Raw genomic sequence first — 16,232 nt, 5'->3', positions numbered from 1 at the left:
GCCGCGGGTGACCAGCGGCGGTGCGCAGCCCGCCGCGCCCGGCTCGGGGCCTAAGCGCGGCGAGTTGCGCATCTACCTCGGTGCCGCCCCCGGCGTCGGCAAGACGTTCGCAATGCTAGGCGAGGCGCACCGCCGGCTCGAGCGCGGCACCGACCTGGTGGCCGCCGTGGTCGAAACGCACGGCCGCAAGAAGACCGCCGAACTGCTCGACGGCATCGAGATCATCCCGCCGCACTTCATCGACTACCGCGGTGGTCGTTTCGCGGAACTCGACGTGCCCGCTGTGCTGGCCCGCAACCCGCAAGTGGTCCTCGTCGACGAGCTCGCCCACACCAATACACCCGGCAGCAAGAACCCGAAGCGGTGGATGGACGTCGAGGAACTGCTGGACGCGGGCATCAGCGTGATCTCCACCGTCAACGTCCAGCATCTGGAGAGCCTCAACGACGTCGTCGCGCAGATCACCGGCATTGAGCAGCAGGAGACCGTGCCCGACGAGATCGTGCGCCAGGCATCCCAGCTCGAACTGGTCGACATCACCCCGGAAGCGTTGCGGCGCCGGCTGTCCCACGGCAATGTGTACGCACCCGAGAAGGTCGACGCGGCGCTGTCCAACTACTTCCGGCGCGGCAATCTCACCGCGCTGCGCGAGCTGGCACTGCTGTGGCTGGCCGACCAGGTCGACGCCGCGCTGGCGAAGTACCGCGCAGACAACAAGATCACCGCGACGTGGGAGGCCCGCGAACGCGTAGTCGTCGCCGTCACCGGCGGACCCGAGTCGGAGACGTTGGTGCGCAGGGCTTCCCGCATCGCCTCGAAGTCCAGCGCCGAGCTGATGATCGTCCACGTGGTCCGCGGTGATGCGCTGTCGGGGATCTCGGCGCCGCAGATGGGTAAGGTGCGCGAGCTGGCCACCAGCCTGGGCGCGACCGTGCACACCGTCGTCGGAGATGACCTGCCGAAGGCGCTGCTGGACTTCGCCCGCGAGATCAACGCCACCCAGCTGGTGATCGGCACCTCGCGGCGGTCGCGCTGGGCGCGGATCTTCGACGAGGGCATCGGTGCGGCGATCGTGCAGGACTCCGGCAAAATCGACGTGCACATGGTCACTCATGAGGAGGCCAGACGCGGGTTGTCCGTGCGCGCGGCGGCACCCCGCGACCGCCGTGTGATCTCGTGGGTGGCCGCGGTGGTGGTGCCGTCGGTGATCTGCGCGATCACCGCCCTGTTCCTGGACAGGTATTTGAAGATCCCCGGAGAGACCGCGATCTTCTTCGTGGGGGTGCTTCTCGTCGCGCTGCTGGGCGGCGTTGCACCGGCCGCGGTGTCGGCGGTGCTGTCCGGCTTGCTGCTGAACTACTTCCTGACCGAGCCGCGCCACACGTTCACCATCGCCGAACCTGACGCCGCGATCACCGAGGTGGTTCTGCTGGTGATGGCAGTCGCGGTGGCGGTCCTGGTGGACCGCGCCGGCAGCCGGGAGCGGGAGGCCAGGCACGCCTCGGCCGAAGCCGAGTTGCTGACGCTGTTCTCGGGGTCGGTGCTGCGTGGCGCCGACCTGGAGACGCTGCTGGAACGGGTGCGCGAGACGTACTCGCAGCGCAGTGTGAGTGTGCTGCGAGTACGCGGTGACGACGAGCAGATCGTCGCGTGCGTGGGCAAGGATCCCTGTGAGACAGTGGATTCCGCCGACACCGCCATCGAGGTCGGCGACGACGAGTTCTGGATTCTGATGGCCGGGCGCAAGCTACCCGCGCGGGACCGGCGGGTGCTGGCCGCGGTGGCAAAGCAGGCGGCCGGCTTGGTGCGTCAGCGTGAGCTGGCCGAGGACGCCGGTAAGGCCGCCGCCATCGAGAAGGCAGACGACCTGCGCCGCTCCCTTCTCTCGGCGGTCAGCCACGACTTGCGAACCCCACTAGCGGCCGCGAAAGCGGCGGTGTCCAGCCTGCGATCGGACGACATCGGCTTCTCCGAGGAGGACACCGCAGAACTGCTGGCCACCGTCGAGGAGTCGGTCGACCAACTGACCGCGCTGGTGGACAATCTGCTGGACTCGTCGCGGCTGGCGGCCGGGGTGGTGCGGCCTGAGCTCAAGCGGGTCTACCTCGAGGAGGTCGTGCAGCGCGCCCTGCTCGGCATCGGCTGCGGCGCAACCGGTTTCGTCCGCTCCGGACTGGACCGGATCAAGGTCGACGTCGGGGACACGGTGGCCCTGGCCGATGCCGGACTGCTCGAACGTGTGCTGGCCAACCTCATCGACAACGCGCTGCGCTATGCCCCGGACAGCGTGGTGCGGGTCAACGCCGGCCGGGTGGCCGACCGCATCCTGATCAACGTCGTCGACGAGGGCCCCGGTGTGCCGCGCGGGGTGGAAGACCAGATGTTCGAGGCCTTCCAGCGCCTCGGTGACCGCAACAGCAAATACGGTGTGGGTCTTGGCCTTTCGGTCGCCAAAGGATTCGTCGAGGCAATGGGCGGCACCATCTCGGCCACCGACACCCCCGGCGGTGGGCTGACCGTGATCGTCGACCTGGCGGCGCCATGACCAAGGTCGTCGACCTGGCGGCGCCATGACCAAGGTCAAGGTGTTGGTGATCGACGACGAGCCGCAGATCCTGCGCGCGCTGCGGATCAACCTCAGCGTACGCGGCTACGAGGTGATCACCGCCGCAACCGGTGCCACCGCCCTCAAAGCCGCGGCCGAGCAACGTCCGGACGTGATCGTGCTCGACCTCGGTCTGCCCGATATGGAGGGTATCGAGGTGCTGGCCGGACTGCGCGGTTGGCTGCGCGCACCGGTGATCGTGCTCTCGGCGCGCACCGACTCCACCGAGAAGGTGGAGGCGCTCGATGCCGGCGCCGACGACTACGTCACCAAACCCTTCGGTATGGACGAGTTCCTGGCCCGGCTGCGGGCGGCGGTACGCCGCGGTGCCGCGGCCTCGGAGACCGACGAGCCTGTCGTCGAAACCGGTTCATTCACAGTCGATTTGGCGTCCAAGAAGGTGACCAGGAACGGTACGGAGGTGCACCTGACGCCTACCGAGTGGGGCATGCTCGAAACGCTGGTCCGCAACCGCGGCAAGCTGGTGGGCCGTGAAGAGCTGCTCAAGGAGGTGTGGGGCCCGGCCTACGCCAAGGAGACGCACTATCTGCGGGTGTATCTGGCCCAGCTGCGCCGCAAACTCGAGGATGACCCCTCGCATCCGCGCCACCTGCTGACCGAAGCCGGGATGGGCTACCGCTTCGAGGCGTGAGGGTTGCCGAGATTGAACTCACGCAGTCACCACTCGCACGTTGCCTGCGTCGGTTCAGTCTCGCGGTGACCTACGGCGCGATGGCTGACGTCTGCGTGGTGAGCACGGACTCCGCCGAGGCGCGTACGCCGACATGCACACCGGCATCAATCTGCGTGGCCTGATCCGGTTCTGATCGCCCGCGCGTGTTTCGGCTGACGCGCCCGTCAAAAGCGCACTATCGTGGGCGCAGGGCCCTTCCGCCGGGCCGCGAAGGAGATGATCTGACATGCAAGTTCCCGAGACCAAGCACACCGGTGGCTGCACCTGTCGCTGCAATGCCTGCGACGGTGGCCACCACTGCCACAACATCAGCAGCGGCTGCCGCGTCAAGCTGTAATTCCCGAACACCGCAAGTAGGGCGCCGGGAGATCGACGGCGTCCGATTTGCCGTTTAGCGGGTACCGCCAGGTGGTCAAGGCCCACCCCTCAGCCGATCGACAGCGCGATGCCGTCCAGGATGTCGTGCTCGCTGACCACGAGTTCATCGATCCCGGCCCGCCGACCGAGCGCACCGGCCAACTCCTCGACCACGATCGAACCGCCGCCAATGACGTCGACGCGGCCCTCGTGCATCGGCCCCAGCGCCGCGCGCTGCTTGCGCGTCATGCCGATCAACTGCTCGCACACCGGCAGAAGTTCACCGAAGCCGACCCTCGACAGATGGATCGCCTCCGAGTCGTAGGTGGTCATGTTCTGCGCCAGTGCGGCCAGTGTGGTGAACGTCCCCGCGACGCCGACCCACGTCCTGGCCCGGTCGACGGGCACCACCCGCAGCGCCTCCCCGAGCCGTTCGCGGACCACCTCGCGTGCTGCCGCCACCTCGGCCGCCGTCGGCGGATCGGAGTGCAGGCAGCGCTCGGTCAACCGCACACACCCGATGTCCGCCGAGTAGCTGGCCTGCACCCGACCCTCGCCGCGGCCGTTGCCCAGCACTACCTCCGTGGAGCCACCGCCGAGGTCGACGACGACGAAAGGCGCTGCCGCAGAATCCAGTTCACCGACCGCGCCGTTGAACGAGAGTTCGGCCTCCTCGGTCCCGCTGATCACCTCGGCGATGGCGCTGGGAACCACCCGGCCCAGCACGTCGGCGGTCATGTCGAAGAACACCTGGCGGTTGGCGGCATCCCGGGTGGCCGAGGTGGCCACCATCCGCACCGCGCCGACCTCGAAGCGGTCCAGCAGGGCGGCGTAGTCGACCAACGCGGCACGGGTGCGCGCCAGCGCATCGGGCGCCAATTGCCCTGTGGCGTCGACACCCTGACCCAGACGCACGATGCGCATCTCGCGGTGGATGTCGTGCAGCCGGCCCTCAGTGAGGTCGGCGATCAGCAGGCGGATGGAGTTGGTGCCGCAGTCGATGGCCGCCACCCGATTCACGTCCACTCCTCCTTCACCAGAATGCCTGCCATCCCCGGTTCACCGGCCAGTACGGCCAGCGCCTGGTCACCGAACGGATTGACCCCGCGACCCTTGGCCAGCGAATGCGCGATCAGCACATGCAGGCACTTGACCCGATCCGGCATACCCCCGCCGGAGAAGTCCGTACCCAACGACTCGACGGCATCACGCTCGGCCAGATAGGACTCGTGGGCGCGCCGATAGGCCTCGGCCGCCGGCGGGTCGGTGTGCAGACGTTCGGTCATCCCCCGCATCAGGCCCTCGGACTCCAGCCGGCTCGCCGCGGCCGTCAGCGCCGGATGGGTGAGGTAGTACAGCGTGGGAAACGGAGTGCCGTCGGGCAGCCGCGGCGCCGTCTTCACGACTGCCGGTTCGCCATTGGGGCAGCGATAGGCGATCTCCAGGACACCGCGCGGCTCGCGCCCCAACTGCCGCGCCACCGCGTCGAGATCGGCGGGATCAACCACCGGGCGGTGCCGGGACGGGTTCGGGCGGCGACAGCGGAAGCGTGGGCGGCGCCGCGTCGGTGGTCGGCGCAGGCGGCGGCCCGTGCGGCGCATCGGCGATGGTGTGCCACAGCGAGGTGTACCAGGGGTCGTTGCTGCGCACGGCCTCGACCTTGGGCCCGGCGGTCGGCGGCGCGGCAGCACCGGGCGGCAGCTGCACCTGATAGGGGATGTCGCCGGGCATCACGAACCCGAGCCGCTCGCGCGCCTGCGCGGCGATGAACACCGGGTCGGCCAGTTTGGCCTTCTGCGACTCGAGTTCGGCGATCTGCTGCCGCAGCGCCGCCTCAGTGGCGGCGAGCTGCTTCATCTCGGTGCGCTGAGCGAAGTAGGTGCGCACCGGCCCGGCGATGGTCAGCGTCAGCACGCACACCACCGCGGCCAGGATCGCCGCCCGGCGGGCGGTGAACCCGAGCCGCTGCTCGCTACGCTGTTCCACCGAAGCCGCGATCGCCCGTCGGATCGGTTCGGTGACGCTGCGCGCGACGGGTTCGGCCTGCGGGCGGGCGTCACGCTTGGCTGCGGGTGAGGTACGCGGGCGGGTCCGCCCCGACGCCCCCGGCCGGGGGGCCGGTGCGCGTCGCTTCGGATCAGGCCGCTTACTCTCCGCCACAACAGGTTTCGCGTCTAGTCGGGAACGGCGAACCGCGGGAACGCCAGATCGCCGGCATAACGGGCGGCGTCACCGAGGGCCTCCTCGATGCGCAGCAGCTGGTTGTACTTGGCCACCCGTTCGCTGCGCGCGGGAGCGCCGCTCTTGATCTGGCCGCAGCCCATGGCCACGGCGAGGTCGGCGATCGTGGTGTCCTCGGTCTCGCCGCTGCGGTGGCTCATCATCGTTCGGTAGCCGCTGTTGTGGGCCAGAGCGACTGCGTCCAACGTCTCGGTTAGCGTGCCGATCTGGTTCACCTTCACCAGAAGGGCATTGGCCGCGCCGCGCTCGATGCCTTCCTCGAGGCGCTCGGGGTTGGTGACGAAGAGGTCGTCGCCGACGATCTGGACCCGCTCACCGATCGCAGCGGTCAGGTCCACCCAGCCGTCCCAGTCGTCTTCCGAGAGCGGGTCCTCGATGGACACCAGCGGGTAGGAATCGAGCAGTTCGACGTAGAACGCGGTCATCTGCTCGGCGGTGCGCGTCTCCTTCTCGAAGCTGTATCCCGCGCCCGCGGTGTGGAACTCGGTGGCAGCGACGTCGAGGGCCAGCGCCACGTCGGTGCCCAGCTTGAAGCCGGAGGCCTCGATGGCCGAGCTGATCAGATCCAGCGCCGCCCTGGTGCCGGCCACGTCGGGCGCGAAACCGCCCTCGTCACCCAGCCCGGTCGCCAGGCCCTGCTTCTTGAGCACTGCCTTGAGCGCGTGGTAGACCTCGGCGCCCCAGCGCAGCGCCTCCTTGAAGCTCGGCGCGCCGAACGGGGCGACCATGAACTCCTGGACGTCCACGCCGGTATCGGCGTGCGCGCCACCGTTGAGGATGTTCATCATCGGCACCGGCAGGATGTGCGCGTTCGGTCCGCCGATGTAGCGGAAGAACGGCAGTGCCGCCGAGTCCGCGGCGGCCTTGGCCACCGCCAGGGACACGCCCAGGATCGCGTTGGCGCCCAGCCGCGACTTGTCCGGCGTGCCGTCGAGGTCCAGCAACGCCTGGTCGACCAGGCGCTGGTCGTCGGCGTTGAGCCCGATCACGACCGGGGCGATCTCGTCGAGCACCGCCTCGACGGCCTTCTCGACGCCCTTGCCGCCGTAGCGGGCAGCGCCGTCGCGCAGCTCGACCGCCTCGTGTTCGCCGGTCGACGCACCGGACGGCACGGCAGCCCTGGCGAAGGTCCCGTCGATCAGGGCCACCTCGACCTCGACGGTCGGATTGCCTCGGGAATCGAGGATCTCGCGAGCCGAAACCTGCTCGATGATGGGCACTGGCTTCTCCTTGCGTCCTGGTGTGCGACGAACGTCCTCGTCCGGCGGATGGGCTGCTCGCCCGCTGACCGCTCATAGCCTAGATGGTCGCCAAGCTGCGGGCGTGTTAGAGCGGGTGTCCCTGCGCGTACGCCGTCGCCCAGTCCCGCACCGTGCGGGCGTACTGGTCGGAGTGGTTGTAGGCGTGCAGCGCGTTCATCCAGCCGCGCGGTGAGGCTAGATCCTTGCCGCGGAAGCATAGATACCCCGCCGCCGAGAGCGCCGCGTCGTCGAAGTTGTCCGGGCTGATCACGCCGTCGTTGTTGGCGTCGACGCCGTAGAGCCGCCAGGTCTCGGGGATGAACTGCATCGGGCCCATCGCCCGGGCGTAGACCGGGTCACCGTCCGTCGACTCCTCGCTGTCGACGATCTCGAGGTTGCCGTTGGTGCCGTCGAGGCGCACCCCGCGGATCGGCGGACTGACGTCGCCGTTGGGCGCGATCGTCGCGTCGCGGTACGTGCCGTGGCGGCTTTCGACCATCCCGATACCGGCCAGTGTGGTCCACGCCAGATGACACTTCGGGTTCTCCACCTCGGCCACCCGCGCGGCGTAGGCGTAGGCCTCCAGCGCCTGCACGGGAATGCCGAGCGAAGGCGCCCGTTCGCCCGCCCACTGGCGCAACTGATCGGCGGGCCGGCCCTTGGCGTGGGTGTCGATCGCCGGTACCGAGTCGCCCGCCGATGGCGGGACCCCTTCCGGAATCGGGGTGCCCAGCTGCCACGAGCAGCTGGATGCCAGCAGCACGGCGGTCGCCGCAACCACGGCGCCGGCCCGCACCCAACGCGAAGACGACACAACTACCCCTCGAACCAATAATTCGGTCTCTACATCGTCCCATGGGAGAACGGTCGTTAGCCCCTGGCAAACGCCACGAGGGGGGTGGCAACGTCGTCAGCCATCATCTGTTAAGGTGAGCCACACCTTTGTTTGGTAAGGCAACACTTTCTTCGGCTCCGGACCAGTGAGGACAGCTCATGACCGACGTAGCGGCCGTTCCGATCGGCATCCACTCGACGCTCGCCGCGGCCGCTCCGACCGTGCCCGCCCAGCTGTTCGGCAGTGGGCTGATCGGTCTGCGGGAAGGGCTCGAGGCAGGGATCGTCGTCATGGTGCTGGTGGCCTTTCTGGTCAAGTCCCAGCGCCGCGACGCTCTGAAATGGGTGTGGCTGGGCGTCGCCGCCGCGGTGGCGATGACGGTCGGCGTGTTCCTGGCCATTCAGTACGGCACCTACACCGTCAAGGACCTCGCGGCCGAAGCCATCGCCGGCGTGGCCTCGCTCGTGGCGGTGGCGATCGTCACCTCGATGGTGCTGTGGATGCGCAAGGCGTCGGCGGGCCTGTCCAGCGAATTGCGCGACGGCATGTCCCGCGCCCTGGAAACCGGTGCGCTGGCGGTGTTCATGCTGGCCTTCCTGGCGGTGGGCCGGGAAGGCTTCGAGACCGCACTGTTCATGGTTGGCTATGCCGAAGCCGAGACCGCCTGGCCACTGCTCGGGCTGTTCGCGGGGGTCATGGTGGCTGCCGTGATTGCGTGGGGGATGTACGCCGGCGCGGTGCGCATCAACCTGGCCAAGTTCTTCAAGTACACCGGCGTCTTCCTGATCGTGGTGGCCGCCGGGATCCTGTCGTACGGGATCGGCGCCCTGCAGACCGTCGGGTGGTTGCCCAACCTCGGCGGCCGGGCCTTCGACATCAGCTTCTGGTTCAACTGGTCGTCCTGGTATGGCGAGATCATCCGGGGCGTCTTCAACATCACGCCCACGCCGACGGTGCTGCAGCTGGTGTGCTGGCTGGCCTACCTGGCGATCGTGCTGACCGTGTTCCTGCGGCCCACCCAGGGCACCGGCAACAAGCCGGCCCCCTCGACCGACGTTCCTCCCGACACTGCCTCCGACGACGCGGGGCGCTCCCCCCTCACCGAAAGGTCGACCACGTGACACTCACCAACGGCATCAAGACCGGTACCGCGGCGCTCGCCGCGATCCTGGCCGGTGTCTCCCTCGCCGGCTGCACGGCCAAGGAGTCCACGTCGTCCTCGTCCTCCGCGAAGAGCTCGACGGAAGTCACCGTCGACGCCACCGATACCGGCTGCACGCTGTCGGCCACCGAGGCCGGCACTGGGCCCACCACGTTCGTCATCACCAACAATGGCACCAAGGTGACCGAGTTCTACGTCTACGGCGAGGGCGACCGGGTGCTCGGTGAAGTGGAGAACATCTCACCCGGGCTGCAGCGCAAGCTCGTCGTACAGCTGAGCGAGCCCGGCACCTACAAGACGGCCTGCAAGCCCGGCATGATCGGCGACGGCATCCGCACCGACTTCGTCGTCAAGGGCGCCTCGTTGCAGACCGACAAGACGGGCAAGTTCACGCAAGCCTCCGCGGAGTACAAGAAGTACGTGGACGGTCAGACCGACGAACTCGTCACCGCCACAACCGCTTTCGTCGCCGCGATCAAGGCCGGCGACATCGCCTCGGCCAAGGCGCAGTATCCCACCACCCGCACCTACTACGAGCGCATCGAACCGGTCGCCGAGTCGTTCCCCGACAACCTCGACCCGCGTATCGACCTGCGGGAGGCCGACATCGAGCCAGGTCAGGCGTGGACCGGATTCCACCGCCTGGAGAAGGACCTGTGGGTCAGCGGGCTGCAACCCGACACCAACGCCATCGCCGACCAACTGCTCGCCGATGTCACGGAGCTGAACCAGAAGGTGAAGTCGCCGGACTACGCTATCGACTCGACCCAGATCGCCGGTGGTGCGCAGGGTCTGCTCGACGAGATCGCGGCCAGCAAGATCACCGGTGAGGAAGACATCTTCAGCCACACCGACCTGTGGGACTTCTACGCCAACGTCGAGGGCTCCCGCACCGCGGTGGCCTCCGTGCGCCCGATCCTCGACGAGCGCAACGCCGAACTGGGCAAGCGGGTCGACCAGCGCTTCGAGGCCGTCGACGAGCTGCTGGACAAGTACCGCAAAGGTGACGGCTTCGTCTCCTATGACACGGTGAGCGAGCCTGCGCGCCGAGAGCTTTCACGGGCGATCGACGCACTGGGTAAAGACGTGAGCCAGGTGCAGGGTGTCACCGCTCCCCAGTGACCCCGACACCGTCCCGGTCGAGGCCCAGCGCCACTGCCTGTCCCGGCGCGAGCTGTTCGGCGTCGCCGGCGTCACCGCCGCCGTCGTCGGCGCGGCCAGCGCGGGCGCCCTGGCCGGACGTGCATCGGCGGCCGCCACCGCGACCGGCGGCTTGGACGAGCCCGTGCCGTTCCGCGGCGAGCGGCAGGCTGGCATCATCACCCCGGCCCAGGACCGGGTGCACTTCTGCGCGTTCGACATGACCACGGACTCCAGGGCCGACGTGGTGGCGATGCTCAAGGAGTGGACGGGCATGGCCGAGCGGATGACCGCAGGCCACGAAGCCGTGCACGACGGCGCGGTGGGCCTCAATCCCTATGCCCCGCCATCGGATACCGGTGAAGCGCTGGGCCTGGCGGCCGCCCAGCTGACGCTGACCATCGGGTTCGGGCCGGGCTTCTTCGTCAAGGACGGCAAGGACCGCTTCGGGATCGCGCGGCAGAAGCCCATGCTGCTCACCGACTTGCCGAAGTTCCCCAACGAGACGCTGGACCCAGCCCGCTGCGGCGGCGACATCGTGGTGCAGGCGTGCGCGAACGACCCGCAGGTGGCCGTGCATGCAATCCGCAACCTGGCGCGCGTGGGGTTCGGGACGGTCGCGGTGCGCTACTCGCAGCTGGGATTCGGCCGCACCTCGTCGACCACCCGCGAACAGACCACACCCCGAAACCTCTTCGGGTTCGAGGACGGCACCAACAACATCAAAGCCGAGGACACCGGCACGCTCGACGACCAGGTGTGGGTGGCCAAAGGTGACGGGCCGGACTGGATGACCGGCGGCACTTATCTGGTCAGCCGCCGGATCCGGATGCGCATCGAGGCATGGGACCGCACAACGCTTCTCGAGCAGGAGCGGGTGATCGGCCGGCAGAAGGGCAGCGGCGCCCCCAACGGGTTGATCGACGCCAACGCGCATGTACGGCTGGCCTCGCACCAGCATCAGAATGGGATCCGGATCCTTCGCCGCGGCTACAACTTCACCGACGGCAGTGATGGGTTCGGGCATCTGGACGCCGGGCTATTCTTCATCGCGTTCATGCGCAACCCGCGCACCCAGTTCATCCCGATGCAGTCCGAGCTGGCTCGGCACGACGCCCTCAACGAGTACATCACCCACACCAGCAGCGGGATCTTCGCCTGCCCGCCGGGCCTGCGCGACGGTGAGTTCTGGGGTTCGACGTTGTTCGGCTAGTCACCGGCGCCGACCGTGGGCCCTGTGCAGGTAGATTCGCCAATTCGCCTGCATAAGGCCCACAGTCGAGGGCTAGTCGTCCGGCTCGGCACTGCCGGCATGAGGCCAGTGCCGCCGCCATTCTTCCTCGCTGACGGCACACAGCGGCGCCGCGGCGTCGAGCCCGGTCGGCGCATCGGCGTCGCGCCGGCTCGCCGCAATGGCCGCCTCGGTGCGACGCACGGTGTCCATGAACTTCAACAGCGCTGTCCGTAAGTGATTTTCGGCGTCGAACTCGGCGGCGACCGTCACCGTGGTGATCGAGGCCGGAATAAGGTCAGTCGGCAAGCCGGCGTTCTGCGCCCGGGCGATCACCTTCTGGGCCAGCAGCAGCGCAGGCTGGCCGGTCGGGATGTCGTCCATGCACGACACCCGGGCGGCCTTCTCCAGCGACTTGCGCTGTTCCCACTGCGCGATCTGGTCCTCCAGCGAGATCGACTCCCCCGCCAGCACCGCGGGCACCCGATTGCCGAGCTTGCGCACCAGGGTGTCGGCGACGTCGTCGATCGAAAATGGCTGCGCCAGCGCCTCTTCGGCGATCCGCGCGTGGAACAGCACCTGCAGCAACACATCGCCGAGTTCCTCACGCAACTCGTCGGCATTGCCGCCGTGCACGGCGTCGAACAGCTCGTAGGTCTCCTCTAGCAGGTACCGCCGCAGCGAGTCGTGCGTCTGCTCGCTCTCCCACGGTCCGGCGGTGCGCAGCCGGTCCATCACCGCGACCGCGTCGACCAGCCGCTCACCGGGCTGCGGCGCGGGCACTGAGAGCAACTGTTCCCCGGCGGCCAGCCTGGCCCGCACCTCGGGATGCTCGCGGTCGGAGGACAACAGCACCGGGGCGTCCGCACCGGTGAGCACCGGGCGCGCCGACGGCAGTGACCACGGGATCTTGACCGGCATCTCCTCGGTGTACTGCACGTCGCCGCCGAGCAGTTCGACCGCCTCGACCGGGACCAGCGACGGGCGGCGCGGATCGACCAGGATGACGGTCATCGGCCCAACTTCTCGCCGGATACGGGCGTGAACGTCGTGACATCAACCTCACCCTGCGGGCGTCCGTCGAGCGCCAGAAGTAGGTCGGCAACCATCTGCACCAGTTCCAGATCGCGGATCCGCGGTGCGCCCACGCCACTGCCCGCACGCGGGATCGGCACCTGCACCGTCGAGGTCGTCGCGCGGTAACTCGCGCCCGGGTATACCCGCTTGAGCCGCAGTTGCGCCGAGTCGGGCAGCGTCAACGGTGACACGCGAAGCGTTGTGGGAGAACCGGTTCCGGTGGCGGCGAGCTCGGTGACCCCGTACTGGCGGCACAGCAGCCGCAGCCGGGCCACTGCCACCAGACGCTGCGCGGGCTCGGGCAGCGGGCCGTAGCGGTCGATCAACTCCTCGATGACCGCGGCCACGGCCGCATCGTCACTCGCGGCGGCCAGGCGCCGGTAGGCCTCCAGCCGCAGGCGGTCGCTGGCGATGTAGTCCGGCGGCAGATGGGCGTCGACGGGAAGGTCGATCCGGACGTCCTTGGGTTCCTCGGCGGTGGTCACCATCTTGCCATCGGCGGCGGCGCGATAGGCCTCGACGGCCTCACCCACCAACCGCACGTACAGGTCGAAACCCACCCCGGCGACGTGCCCGGACTGCTCGGCGCCGAGCACATTGCCCGCACCACGAATCTCCAAGTCCTTCAACGCAACTGCCATACCGGCGCCCAGCTCGTTGTTCTGCGCGATGGTGGCCAGCCGGTCGTAGGCGGTCTCGGTGAGCGGCACCTCCTTGGGATACAGGAAGTAGGCGTAGCCGCGCTCTCGGCTGCGGCCCACCCGACCGCGGAGCTGGTGCAGCTGGGACAGCCCGAAGGTGTCGGCCCGCTCGACGATCAACGTGTTGGCGTTGGAGATGTCCAGACCGGTCTCGACGATCGTGGTGCAGACCAGGATGTCGTAGTCGCGGTTCCAGAATCCCTCGACCGTGCGCTCGAGCTGTTCTTCGGGCATCTGCCCGTGTGCGACCACCACCCGGGCCTCGGGCACCAACTGCTTGACCCGCGCGGCGGCGGCGTCGATGCTGCTGACCCGGTTGTGGATGTAGAACGCCTGCCCGTCGCGCAGCAGCTCGCGGCGCAGCGCGGCGGCGACCTGCTTCTCGTCGTGCGGGCCGACGTAGGTCAGCACCGGATAGCGCTCCTCGGGCGGGGTGAGGATCGTCGACATCTCCCGGATGCCGGCCAGGCTCATCTCCAGGGTGCGCGGAATCGGGGTGGCGCTCATGGTCAGCACGTCGACGTGGGTGCGCAGGCTCTTGATGTGCTCCTTGTGCTCCACCCCGAAGCGCTGTTCCTCGTCGACGATCACCAGGCCGAGGTCCTTCCAGCGCACGGCGGTCTGCAGCAGCCGGTGCGTGCCGATGACGATGTCGACGCTGCCGTCGGCCATCCCCTCGATCACCGCCCGCGACTCGGCCGGGTCGGTGAACCGCGACAGGCCCTTGACTGTCACCGGGAAGCCGGCCATCCGCGCGGTGAACGTCTGCAGGTGCTGGTCGGCCAGCAGCGTGGTGGGCACCAGCACCGTGACCTGCTTGCCGTCCTGCACCGCCTTGAATGCCGCGCGCACCGCGATCTCGGTCTTGCCGTAGCCCACGTCACCACAGATCACCCGGTCCATCGGGACCGGCTTCTCCATGTCGTTCTTGACTTCCTGGATCGCGGTCAGCTGGTCGACGGTCTCGGTGAACCCGAACGCGTCCTCCATCTCGGCCTGCCACGGGGTGTCGGGCCCGAACGCGTGGCCCGGTGCGGCCTGCCGCTTGGCGTAGAGCGCCACCAGCTCGCTGGCGATCTCGCGAACGGCCTTGCGCGCCTTGGTTTTCGTGTTCGTCCAGTCGCTGCCGCCGAGCCGGCTCAGGCTCGGTTCCTGGCCGCCGACATAGCGGGACAGCTGATCGAGGGAGTCCATCGGCACGAACAGCTTGTCGGCCGCCTGGCCGCGCTTGGAGGAGGCGTACTCGAGCACCAGGTATTCGCGCCGGGCCCCGCCGACGGTGCGCTCCACCATCTCCACGAACCGGCCGATGCCGTGCTGGTCGTGCACCACCAGATCACCGGCTGTCAGCGCCAGCGGGTCAACGATGTTGCGGCGCTTGGCCGCCAGCCGCTTGCCGTCCGGAGCGGTGACCCGGTTACCGGTCAGGTCGGTCTCGGTGATCACCACCAGGTTGGCGCCGGGGACCACGATGCCGTCGTGCAACGGCCCCTTGAGCACGCCCACCACACCAGCCTTCGGGGCGTCGCCGGGTTCGAGCATCGCAGCCGGGGTGTCACGTTCGCCGAGCTGTTCGACGACGCGGTGGGCGGTCCCGGTGCCGGGTGCGAGAACAGCGGCGTACCCGCCGGTCAGGACGTGGGCGCGCAGCATGGCGAAGATCTCGTCGACGTTGCTCTGCTGGCCGCGGGCCGTCGGTGCCGCGCGCACGTCGAGTTCGACGGCGTCTTCGGCAGCCAGCTGGCTCAGCGTCCACCACGGGTGGTCGCCGGCCCGGGCGGCCTCGCGCACCTCGGCGAGTTCGCGGAAGCCCGAGCCGCCGAGCTGCTCGAGATCGATCGGGGCGTCACCGCCGATGGCGGCCACCGACCACGACGCCTCCAGGAACTCGCGGCCGGTCTTGATCAGGTCGGCGGCGCGAGTGCGCACCTTCTCCGGATCGCACACCAGCAGCGGGGTGCGCTCGGGCAGGTGGTCGATGAGTAGGGTCAGCTCGTCGGGACGCAGCACCGGCTGCAGCGCCTCCATGCCGTCGACGGGTATCCCCTCGGCCAGCTTGGCGAGCATGTCGCCGACGCCGCCGCTGATCCGGTTCTGGTCGTCGGTCGGCCGGTCGGCCACCAGCTTGGCGGCGCGGGCCCGCACGTCGTCGGTGAGCAGTAGCTCCCGGCAGGGCATCGCGACCACGGTCTGCACGTCGATCTCGGGGATCGAGCGCTGGTCGGCGACCGCGAACATCCGCATCTCGCTGACCTCGTCGCCCCAGAACTCCACCCGCACCGGGTGCTCGGCGGTCGGCAGGAACACGTCCAGGATGCCGCCGCGCACGGCGAACTCACCGCGCTTGCCCACCATGTCCACGCGGTTGTAGGACAGCTCGACCAGGCGCGCCGCGAGGTCGTCGAAGTCGAACTGCGCACCGGTATCTGATGTCGCCGCCGGAGCGGCTCCGACCTGCAGCGTCACCGGCTCGATGTCGGCCACGTCGGGCGCCATCGGCTGCAGCAGCGACCGCACCGTGGTGACCACCACCCGCACCGGCGGGCCCAGGCGGGCGTCGTCGGGGTGGGCGAGCCGGCGCAGCAGCATCAACCGCGCGCCGACGGTGTCCACGCCGGGGGAAAGGCGTTCATGCGGCAGCGTTTCCCAGGACGGGAACATCGCCGCCGCGTCGCCGAACACCGCCCGCAGCTCGGCGGTCAGATCGTCGGCCTCGCGGCCGGTGGCCGTCACGACCAGAAGCGGACCGCCGCGCGCCAGTGCGCACGCCGCGTAGAGCTGGGCGCTGGCCGGGCCGACGAGGGCGAGTTCGGCGGGACGCTGGGCCGCGCGCTCGGCGAGATCGGTGAACGTGGGGGCCGACAGCGCCAACTCCACCAGACCCGCGATCGGGGTCTGAACATACTGGTGCCCCGGTGCGGTCATGATGTGTCCATTCTAGGCAGCAT

The 16,232-nt window shown here is 68.9% G+C and carries 12 protein-coding genes; 5 read left to right on the top strand and 7 right to left on the bottom strand.

Features of this window, described 5'->3' with window-relative positions:
- Positions 1-7: 7 nt before the first annotated feature.
- Entirely contained in the window at positions 8-2,545 is a 2,538-nt protein-coding gene (locus K9U37_RS07515) for a DUF4118 domain-containing protein (RefSeq protein WP_243073270.1), read from the top strand.
- A 25-nt stretch (positions 2,546-2,570) separates the two neighbouring features.
- Positions 2,571-3,257, top strand: coding sequence for a response regulator (locus K9U37_RS07510; RefSeq protein ID WP_243071165.1), 687 nt, complete (start codon positions 2,571-2,573; stop codon positions 3,255-3,257).
- Between the two features lie 468 nt (positions 3,258-3,725).
- Here the strand turns inward: K9U37_RS07510 and K9U37_RS07505 are convergent, their stop codons facing one another.
- From K9U37_RS07505 to K9U37_RS07485, 5 genes are all read right to left on the bottom strand, one after another.
- Positions 3,726-4,676, bottom strand: coding sequence for a Ppx/GppA phosphatase family protein (locus tag K9U37_RS07505; protein WP_308197352.1), 951 nt, complete (start codon positions 4,674-4,676; stop codon positions 3,726-3,728).
- Positions 4,673-5,164 carry a DUF501 domain-containing protein gene (locus K9U37_RS07500; RefSeq protein WP_243071163.1) on the bottom strand — a complete coding sequence of 164 codons (492 nt, stop codon included), beginning with the start codon at positions 5,162-5,164 and terminating at the stop codon, positions 4,673-4,675. Before K9U37_RS07500 ends, K9U37_RS07505 begins: the two co-directional genes overlap by 4 nt.
- Positions 5,157-5,816, bottom strand: a complete 660-nt coding sequence (locus tag K9U37_RS07495; protein ID WP_243071162.1) for an FtsB family cell division protein — start codon at positions 5,814-5,816, stop codon at positions 5,157-5,159. The genes K9U37_RS07500 and K9U37_RS07495 overlap by 8 nt, the downstream gene beginning before the upstream one ends.
- 14 nt (positions 5,817-5,830) lie before the next feature.
- Positions 5,831-7,117 carry a phosphopyruvate hydratase gene (eno, locus tag K9U37_RS07490; RefSeq protein ID WP_243071161.1) on the bottom strand — a complete coding sequence of 429 codons (1,287 nt, stop codon included), beginning with the start codon at positions 7,115-7,117 and terminating at the stop codon, positions 5,831-5,833.
- A gap of 106 nt (positions 7,118-7,223) precedes the next feature.
- Positions 7,224-7,952, bottom strand: a complete 729-nt coding sequence (locus K9U37_RS07485; RefSeq protein WP_243071160.1) for a lytic transglycosylase domain-containing protein — start codon at positions 7,950-7,952, stop codon at positions 7,224-7,226.
- Between the two features lie 179 nt (positions 7,953-8,131).
- Between K9U37_RS07485 and efeU the strand changes: the two genes are divergently transcribed.
- Genes efeU through efeB form a run of 3 tightly spaced genes read left to right on the top strand, consistent with a single transcriptional unit; the run spans position 8,132 to position 11,488 of the window.
- Positions 8,132-9,094: an iron uptake transporter permease EfeU gene (gene efeU, locus K9U37_RS07480; RefSeq protein ID WP_243071159.1), complete on the top strand. Its 963-nt coding sequence runs from the start codon at positions 8,132-8,134 to the stop codon at positions 9,092-9,094.
- The gene (gene efeO / locus K9U37_RS07475; RefSeq protein WP_243071158.1) at positions 9,091-10,257 is read left to right on the top strand and encodes an iron uptake system protein EfeO; all 1,167 of its coding nucleotides are present in this window, start codon (positions 9,091-9,093) and stop codon (positions 10,255-10,257) included. Before efeU ends, efeO begins: the two co-directional genes overlap by 4 nt.
- Positions 10,238-11,488 (top strand): iron uptake transporter deferrochelatase/peroxidase subunit, encoded by a 1,251-nt coding sequence (gene efeB / locus K9U37_RS07470; protein WP_243071157.1) that lies wholly within the window; start codon positions 10,238-10,240, stop codon positions 11,486-11,488. The genes efeO and efeB overlap by 20 nt, the downstream gene beginning before the upstream one ends.
- Before the next feature lie 72 nt (positions 11,489-11,560).
- Here the strand turns inward: efeB and K9U37_RS07465 are convergent, their stop codons facing one another.
- Both K9U37_RS07465 and mfd read right to left on the bottom strand, forming a co-directional pair.
- Positions 11,561-12,520, bottom strand: a complete 960-nt coding sequence (locus K9U37_RS07465; protein ID WP_243071156.1) for a nucleoside triphosphate pyrophosphohydrolase — start codon at positions 12,518-12,520, stop codon at positions 11,561-11,563.
- Positions 12,517-16,209 carry a transcription-repair coupling factor gene (gene mfd, locus K9U37_RS07460; RefSeq protein WP_243071155.1) on the bottom strand — a complete coding sequence of 1,231 codons (3,693 nt, stop codon included), beginning with the start codon at positions 16,207-16,209 and terminating at the stop codon, positions 12,517-12,519. The genes K9U37_RS07465 and mfd overlap by 4 nt, the downstream gene beginning before the upstream one ends.
- Positions 16,210-16,232: the final 23 nt, after the last annotated feature.

It is taken from the genome of Candidatus Mycolicibacterium alkanivorans, from assembly GCF_022760805.1.
Taxonomy (GTDB): domain Bacteria; phylum Actinomycetota; class Actinomycetes; order Mycobacteriales; family Mycobacteriaceae; genus Mycobacterium; species Mycobacterium alkanivorans.
The sequence above is the reverse complement of the archived record's forward strand: the minus strand, read 5'-3'. Positions and strand labels throughout refer to the sequence as shown.

Bases quoted from the DNA above. Each gene is read 5' to 3' on its own strand.
- K9U37_RS07465 (WP_243071156.1), bottom strand. From the start codon at position 12,520: ATGACCGTCATCCTGGTCGATCCGCGCCGCCCGTCGCTGGTCCCGGTC.
- mfd (WP_243071155.1), bottom strand. From the start codon at position 16,209: ATGACCGCACCGGGGCACCAGTATGTTCAGACCCCGATCGCGGGTCTG.
- K9U37_RS07510 (WP_243071165.1), top strand. From the start codon at position 2,571: ATGACCAAGGTCAAGGTGTTGGTGATCGACGACGAGCCGCAGATCCTG.
- efeU (WP_243071159.1), top strand. From the start codon at position 8,132: ATGACCGACGTAGCGGCCGTTCCGATCGGCATCCACTCGACGCTCGCC.